This is a genomic window from Gordonia sp. (in: high G+C Gram-positive bacteria) (assembly GCF_049299075.1).
In the GTDB taxonomy this organism is placed as follows: domain Bacteria; phylum Actinomycetota; class Actinomycetes; order Mycobacteriales; family Mycobacteriaceae; genus Gordonia.
This window is the reverse complement of record NZ_JBAQWU010000396.1, coordinates 1-5,574: the sequence shown is the minus strand read 5'-3', so window position 1 is coordinate 5,574 and position 5,574 is coordinate 1. Positions and strand designations below refer to the sequence as shown.

The window sequence follows — 5,574 nt, the reverse complement described above, 5'->3', positions numbered from 1 at the left end:
CTTGGTCGCCTTCGCCGTCGCCGATGTGACCTTCGCCGGGGATTTTCTCTTCGGTGTCGTCGTCGCCGCGATCCCGGCGGCGTAGTCGTCCTTGTTCTTCTCCGCACCGAGGCCGGTGCCGGTGGTGTCGTCCTCGCGCAGGCACATCGACCGGACCACATTGTGGTAGGTCACCAGGCCGTAGGTGAGCGGAAGATCGAGGATCTTGCCAACGATCTGGAATGGTCCGAATCCGAGATCAAGCGGTTTGGTAGCAGCCGCGCCGATCTCGGTGAAAAGGTGCACGGCCAGGTAGTACGAGAAATACGCCGCGGTGAGTGATTTGGTGACGGTCAGCTGGTCCAGCGGCACCGTCTCGCCGAGATTCTTACCCTCGCCCAGGTTGTGGCCCAGGCCGATCAGAATATCCAGCGGCGCACCGCCGAAAACCGGGATTACCGCACCTCCGATATAGGACGCGATTGTGCCCGCGGTGCTCCAGTCGTACGGGTCGGCCGGGATCAGGTGATGCGGTACCTGCACGGCGCGCATCTGGCCGAGGAGCTGGCGCACCTGACCGTCGATCTGGCGTTTGGCCGCGGTGGTCGGGGCCTGCAGTTTGGCGGCCTCCCCGGTGCGGGTGACAATGCGGCCCAGCGTGAGATCGCCGACCGGCACGCAGGTGTCGGTGTCGGCCAGGCCGAGTTGGTCGGCGATCGATCGGATGATCGGATGAATCGGAATGTCGTAGACGACGGCCTCGCTCGCCGCGCCAGCCCTGCTCTTCTGCTCGTCGGTCACCTCGGCGATACAGTTTTCCACGATGGCCTCGCTGATCGCCTGATAGGCCTGCGTGAGACCGAGCCGGATCACAGCGAAGCCGACGCTCAGGAGTGTGCCGTAGTTGAGCATGCTGAGGGCATCGACGTCTGGGATGACGGCCCCAGAAAGATCGAAGATTTCCGGTGCCACACCGACGCTGAACTTCGCGGGCTCCAGGATCCCGGTGAAGAACACGAGCCACGCGGTCTCGACTGCCTGGGACAGGGTGATGTTGCCGACCGGGATCGCTTCGTTCTCCTTGCCGTCGCGGATCTTCAGCAGGGCCGAGACGATGGCCTGCGAATGTGGAGAGCGGTACTTGGTGGACGGGTCGTCGTCGTCGGCACCGAGGGCCTTCGGATGGTCGGAGAGGCCGAGGGTCGACACGGTGATGCCCTGCATATCGCGCTTGACCATCGAACTCTGCGCCAACACGGCGTCGCGGGCTTGCGGCGGAAGGCTGGGCAGCAGCGACTGGACCAGGGACTCGTAGATCACCGCCAGGGTGGTGAACTCGCCGCTGACGCAGGTGCGATCGACGGTCTCGGTGTCCTTGGGGGTGGCCAGCAACGGAGTCGCCGACCGGGCGATGCGGTCCTGGCGTTGTTTGTAGGTTTCGGCCCGCGGCGGCTGCTTTTCGGCGGCCTTCGCCTTCGGTGTCTTCTTCGCGGCGGGCGCCGGCGCGAACGCGGTGAGCGCGATCGGCTCGGGGCGCAGGACCTCGGCGGCCCGGGCGTTTGGAACAGCGCCATGCGCGAGGAAGGCGCCAGCGACGACGACAACGGTGGTTTCCAGGGCGATGCGCTTACTGCGCGTCACCAGGACAGACTTATTCACTTCTTCTCCAGGTACCCGACGTTCCAGATTCGATATCGAACCCTATCCCAAGGGGAGCCTTACTTGGCAACGCATGGGTGAACCGGAGGTGAGCGGTAGGCTCTGTCCGGTGAATCCTCAGCTCCCTGCCACCGTTCCGTTGCGCGATCCTGACACAGTGGACGCGCTCGGCGGCATCCTGCGGGAACGCGGCTACAGCTCAGCGGGCATCGACGGCCTTCTCGGCGAGGAGGCCGGGGCGGCACTCGTCTCCGGTATCTGGTGGCCGGCGCTGCGTGCGACCCGCTGTGCACCGGCAGCTCAGCGGCCACTGGCGACCTTGATCCGGCTCTTTCTCCTCGGCAGCTCGGAGCCGGAAGGTGTCGTCGCGCAGGCATTTTCGCCGTTGAGCGTGGCAACGCTGGTTGAGCAGGGTGTGCTCGCCGCCGTAGGCGACGGCTATCGGGCGATCCTTGACATCCGGCCGCACGGTTCCGACCAGGCCGACTTCCTCGTCGTCAGTGATCAGGATGCGTTGCTGCGGTCCGGTCCGCTGGCGAGCGACCACGTGCTCGGCATTGGCGGCGCGTCGATGTCATTGGCGCAGGCGGTGATCCGCACCCCGGTCCGCCGCGCGCTGGACTTGGGGACCGGGTGCGGAATCCAGGCAGTGCACCTGGATTCGCATGCCGACACAATCGTCGCCACCGACACCAATCCCCGGGCGCTGGCCCTGGCCGCGGTGACGGCGCGACTCAACGCGATGGTGTGGGATCTGCGCGCGGGTAGTTTGTTCGAACCAGTCGCCGGTGAGACCTTCGACCTGATCGTGGCGAACCCGCCCTTTGTCGTCGGTGCAGGCAGCCAGGACTACATCTATCGAGATTCCGGGATCGCGGGCGACGGCATCAGCCGCCAATTGATCGAGCAAGTCGGCGCGCACCTGGAGCCCGGCGGCATCGCGCAGCTGTTGGCCAACTGGATCGTCCACGACGTCGACGACTGGCAGCGGCGTATCGGGGAGTGGGTGCGCGGCACCGGGCTGGACGCCTGGGTGGTGCAACGCGAACTCGCCGACCCGATCAGCTACGTCTCGCTCTGGGTCGCCGACGCAGGGGAGTCGCTGGACGGTGCCGCCGAACGCGGCGCGGACTGGCTCGACTGGTTCGAACGCGAACAGATCGTCGGCATCGGCATGGGGCTGGTGACGCTACGTAAACCGGAGATCGACCGCGCGCCGGACGTGGTGATCGAGGAGATCACCGCGGCCGGGCAAGAAGTGACCGGCTTCGAAGCGCAGTCCTGGTGGGCGCGCCGCGACTACCTGCGCACCACCACTGACGCCGAACTGCTGGGCGCCGCGCTGAGCACCGCACCGGTCTTCCTGGAATCGCAGTCACTCCCCGGCGCCGACGGGTGGCAACAAGTTGCCGCCGCGGTCACCCGGCCCGGTGGCCCCGGTGCCGTGCTGCCTGTCGACGAGGTGATGACGGCGCTGCTGGCCGGGTGTCGCGGGGAAGTGCCGCTGATCACGCTGATCGATCTCCTCGCGGATTTTCACGGGGTGGACGCCGGTGCGCTGGCCGAAGTCACCCTGCCCGTTGTCCGCGAAGCACTCGGCCGCGGGATCCTGTACGCGGCGCAGTAGCGGTCAGTGTGCGGCGGTATCGAGCGCGGCCGCCAGGTCCGCACGCAGATCCGCGACGTCCTCCAGTCCCACCGAAAAGCGCAGGTGCCCATAGGTGCGGAAGCCTTCGGGGTAGGCGGCCACCCGCGGACCGGAGGTGCCGACGTGCACGATGAGCGACTCGTCGTGCCCGACCGAGACGGCCGAGGTGATCACCCGCAGGTCGTCGATGAAACGGTTCTGCAGGTCGGGGTCGCCGTCCAGTGCGAAGGCCATGATCCCGCCGAAGCCGCGACCGGCGAACAAACGGGCCGCGACCTCGTGCTGCGGGTGACTCGGCAGCCCCGGATAGGCCACATAGGCCACGCGCGGATCGTCGTGGAGGAAGCGCGCCAGCTCTGCCGCCGAGGCCTGATGCTGCGCCAATCGCAGCGGGAGCGTCACCGAGCCGCGCACGATCAACCAGGCGTTGAACGGCGAGATCACGCCCCCGACGTCCACCATCGCCTCGGCCCGAATCGGCTCGATCAGCTCGGCGCGCCCGATCACCGCACCGCCCATCGCGTCGCCGTGGCCGTTGATGTACTTGGTCAGCGAGTGGATCACCAGATCCGCGCCGTCGTCGAGCGGCCGGTACAGCGGCGGCGGCGTGAACGTAGAATCGACGACGAGCAGTACACCTCGCTCCCGCGCAAGCTGCGCCAGAGCCGGAATATCGGCCACCTTGGTCGTCGGATTGGCGATCACCTCGGTGCACAGCAGCTTCGTATTCGGCCGGATCGCGGTGGCCACCGCATCCAGGTCGGTGATGTCGACGAAGGTGGCTTCGATGCCGTACTTGCGCGGCAGCAACGATGTCCACAGCTTGTAGGTTGCCTCGTAGGTGGTGTCGGAGACGACGACGTGGTCGCCAGAGTTCACGTGGGTGAAGAACACCGCGTGGAGCGCCGCCACTCCGGAGGCCAGCGCCAGCGCATCCTCACCGTGCTCCAGTACGGCCAACTTCTGTTGCAGCGCAATCTGATTCACGCCGGTGTTGCGGGTGTAAGTCAAGTGATCGGGATTAGACCAGTCCATCGTCGACGGGTCGTACGGCAGGTGATACGAGTTCGCCATCGTGATGGGAACCCGGATCGCCTCGCCCTCACGGTGCGAGAAGTTCCCCGCGTGCACGCTCAGTGTCTTCTCGCCGAGGCCGCCGGGTTCGGATGCGCTCGGTCGGCGGTTGTGCGGTTTCGGGCGTGTCACGGTGTTCTCCTCGGCTCTGCTTCATCTGCTGCGCCCAGGCGGACAGGATCGCTGGCGCATCGTGCAGCTTGTGGATTCGCAGACCCGTGCGAATCTCCGCCCAGCACCAGCATCCCGCGAAGACGGCGACCGCGGCCACCGTCGAGACACCCAGGCCCCACGGCCGGAAGACGAACAGCATCGGGATGGCGACCAGAGCCAGCGCCTGAATCACGTACGAATCCAAGCTGCGCGCCCCAACCATGACGAGCGGCCGGAACCAGTCGTGACCACTCCACTGTAGGAGGCGTCGGAAGACCGCGTAGACGGCGGTGACCACCAGCCACGCCGCGAGGGCTCGGACCGGACCGAGGTGGACCTTGCCGATCAACTCTGCACTGTCGGCGAAGGCGCCGGTGCGCACGGCGATCACAATCGCCAGCCAGACCAGCAGCGTCGCGCCCAGCAGGGCAGGCAGGATCGAGTCAAGCCGTTGCGCCACGCGCCACTGACGCCAATGCCAGCCGAGGACCATCGCGGGGACGAAGAGCACCTGCCAGGCTAGCCAGTTCTGCACTGGCCCACCGCCGGGATGGGCGTAAATGACCATCCATTCGGCGGTGACCACCTGGCTGATCACGTAGCCGGTCAGCGAGGCGGCCAGCACCAGCGGCCACCGGCCCCGGACGAGGAGTGGCAGCACCGCGAAAGCCAGCGTCATCAGCACCATGTAGCAGACGAGAATGCTGCCGCCGCTGGGTAGAAAGCGCATGGTGAACGCCCACCATAGTTGCTGGATGAGCGATTCCCCGTGCGGAAGCGTAGTGAGCATCCGGAACTCGCGGGCCGTGAGGAACATACCCGCGGTCACCGCCACCAGCGACATGAGGAGCTGAGCGAGGTAAAGCACGCCCACCCGCTTGGCCAGACTGCGGTAGGAGAAGTCGAGGTCGTGCGCGCCCATCCAGCGTCGGTGGACGATGCCGAGCATCATCCCGGAGAGCAGGACGAAGGCACTCATTCCGTCGACGAACGGGTAGGCGTGTGTGGGTAGGGCGATCAGCATGCCGTTGGCGAAGTGCAGGCTGACCATGCTCCAGATC

General features: G+C 66.5%; 4 protein-coding genes. 1 reads left to right on the top strand and 3 read right to left on the bottom strand.

What is annotated here, in order from left to right:
• The coding region (locus WAW85_RS12660) for a hypothetical protein (RefSeq protein ID WP_422559961.1) at positions 1 to 1,638 on the bottom strand (1,638 nt) is incomplete at its 3' end.
• A gap of 73 nt (positions 1,639 to 1,711) precedes the next feature.
• On the opposite strand from WAW85_RS12660, the gene WAW85_RS12655 reads away from it, so the two are divergent.
• Complete coding sequence (locus WAW85_RS12655; RefSeq protein WP_422559960.1) at positions 1,712 to 3,265, top strand: DUF7059 domain-containing protein; 1,554 nt, start codon at positions 1,712 to 1,714, stop codon at positions 3,263 to 3,265.
• Between the two features lie 3 nt (positions 3,266 to 3,268).
• On the opposite strand, the gene WAW85_RS12650 is transcribed toward WAW85_RS12655, so the two are convergent.
• Both WAW85_RS12650 and opgC read right to left on the bottom strand, forming a co-directional pair.
• Positions 3,269 to 4,492: a trans-sulfuration enzyme family protein gene (locus WAW85_RS12650; protein ID WP_422559959.1), complete on the bottom strand. Its 1,224-nt coding sequence runs from the start codon at positions 4,490 to 4,492 to the stop codon at positions 3,269 to 3,271.
• Positions 4,389 to 5,574: OpgC domain-containing protein (gene opgC / locus WAW85_RS12645; RefSeq protein ID WP_422559958.1), on the bottom strand; the 1,186-nt coding region annotated here is incomplete at its 5' end. The genes opgC and WAW85_RS12650, both read right to left, overlap by 104 nt.